Genomic DNA, 1851 nt, shown 5'->3' with positions numbered 1-1851 from the left:
TTGTAATACCAGTCCTAATATAAATTCTTTATCAACATCTTCTACTCTACAGCCAATTGCTTTAGCCACTTCTGCCCCAAGGATTATCTTCAGGCGTGTCTCTGTATTCTTGGATAAGGGTTTTACTTAATTTTTAAGAAGATTAAGACACATCTATATTGATAGTTCTTTTGGGTTGAATTGTTATACCAGAACTAACAATTAGAATTCGTAACAATTCAAATGAACATTTCCTTTTGTATAGCTGTTTTTGATATAAGTTATATATTCTACTGCATTAAAATATATTCAACCCCAAACCCAGTTTGCGCTGCAGCTTGAAGTACCTGATTGATTAGAATTCTCAGGCGAGCTGCCACTTATAGAAATCCCCTTAAAATCAACAAATACGTTGAGAGCACCTTTAGCCCAACCAGTATCCAAACCAAAATTTGAAGACACTCGTGTATATAACTGACCTGTTTCATCGATTTTAGCCATATAGATTCGTCTTCCGCTACCAGAGCTATTTCGTGAGGTACACTGTATGGTTTGAGGTGGTGGTGCTTTAAAGAACCCACCTCCTGTGCCTTGCCACACGCCATTAACACAAGATAATAGTTGTCCCGTACTGGTCCTTCCCTGTAAACCATTTGGTGAACAACCTCCGCCACTAACGGCAACACCATTGAGTTGAAGATATTCACCAGCACTTAATCTACCATTAGCGTCTATGTTCCCATTAGAATGAATATAATTAGAATTGACATTTCCTGATGCCCATACATATGCTGTGTTTAACGTGCCATTAGCATCTATATTTCCGGTTGATTTTAAATAACCACCATATATACCCGCAGATGTTTGAATATTTTTACCCCCATATGCCTGTATAGTATTAGCATCAGTCATATTCCATCCACCACCCCATTTCTGGAAATACACACCACCATCACCCATTGTTCTGAACCAGTTCTGCGTGTAGGTTTCACCACGTGACGTGAGCGTAGTACCTGAAACAGTGTTATTTGAATTGATAGTTCCATTTACTTGAGCATTACCTCCAACGTTCAAATTTACTCCAATATTTGTATCTCCGGTAGAATGCAATGTGTTTGTAGTTATCGTTCCTGCTGCTGTTATATTTCTGGCATTATTTATATCCTGATTACCCATGTTTAAATTACCTGTCATAGGTAATGTGCCATCACGACGTAAATACACTGAGTACATAGAAGAATCGTACCCAACACGATACGCCAGTAGACCCGCTGCAGTAATATTATTGAAAGCTGATGATGTCTCGGTCCATGCGCCCTGCAAACCTGATACTAAAGCTGCTGATTGCGTCATTCCACTATCAATACCAGCAACTTGCATTGCCTTTCCTAACAAGTCATAACGATACCTCCCGCCTTCCAGCCAAGGCGATGTTGTTGTAATCAGACCATTGATAACAAAGTTAGGAGCTATTCCTGAACGTTTTAACACTATCTTGTAAGAAGACTTTTGCATGTTGATGCCTGTATAACTCACAGGCAGCAATCCTTCATTCACCAAAGTCTGATATGTAATTTCACAACTATTACCAGAACATACCCTTGGCCCCGGATCACTGGACTGACTGCTACTTGAAGAAAGTGTTGATAATCTGTCATAGTGGATACTAATATAGCGATTTACCGCCTCTCCTACCTGTTTTATCTGATTACCAACAGTATCAGCCATCATGTTTTCTTGATTAGTTTTCATGTCCTGAAATTTTACGAACGCCATCACTGTTCCAATACCCAAAACCAATGTTAGTTCCAATAAAGAAAACCCCTTACTATTTATTCCTTTCATTTTTATCATCCTCTTTGACCCCATCAT

General features: G+C 39.0%; 1 protein-coding gene and 1 pseudogene. Both read right to left on the bottom strand.

Annotated elements, in window-relative coordinates:
- Positions 1 to 123: pseudogene (traD, locus tag NNO02_RS23150) on the bottom strand (conjugal transfer protein TraD); the annotation flags it as partial.
- Positions 124 to 288: 165 nt separating this feature from the next.
- Positions 289 to 1851, bottom strand: a complete 1563-nt coding sequence (gene pilV, locus NNO02_RS23145) for a shufflon system plasmid conjugative transfer pilus tip adhesin PilV (RefSeq protein WP_271455865.1) — start codon at positions 1849 to 1851, stop codon at positions 289 to 291.

Origin of the sequence: Citrobacter sp. Awk 2, assembly GCF_028069815.1 — a bacterium.
Lineage (GTDB): Bacteria > Pseudomonadota > Gammaproteobacteria > Enterobacterales > Enterobacteriaceae > Citrobacter.
The sequence above is the reverse complement of the archived record's forward strand: the minus strand, read 5'-3'. Positions and strand labels throughout refer to the sequence as shown.

What these genes read in the sequence shown, in the direction of transcription:
- pilV (WP_271455865.1), bottom strand. Translation starts at nt 1,851, where the DNA reads ATGATGGGGTCAAAGAGGATGATAAAAATGAAAGGAATAAATAGTAAG.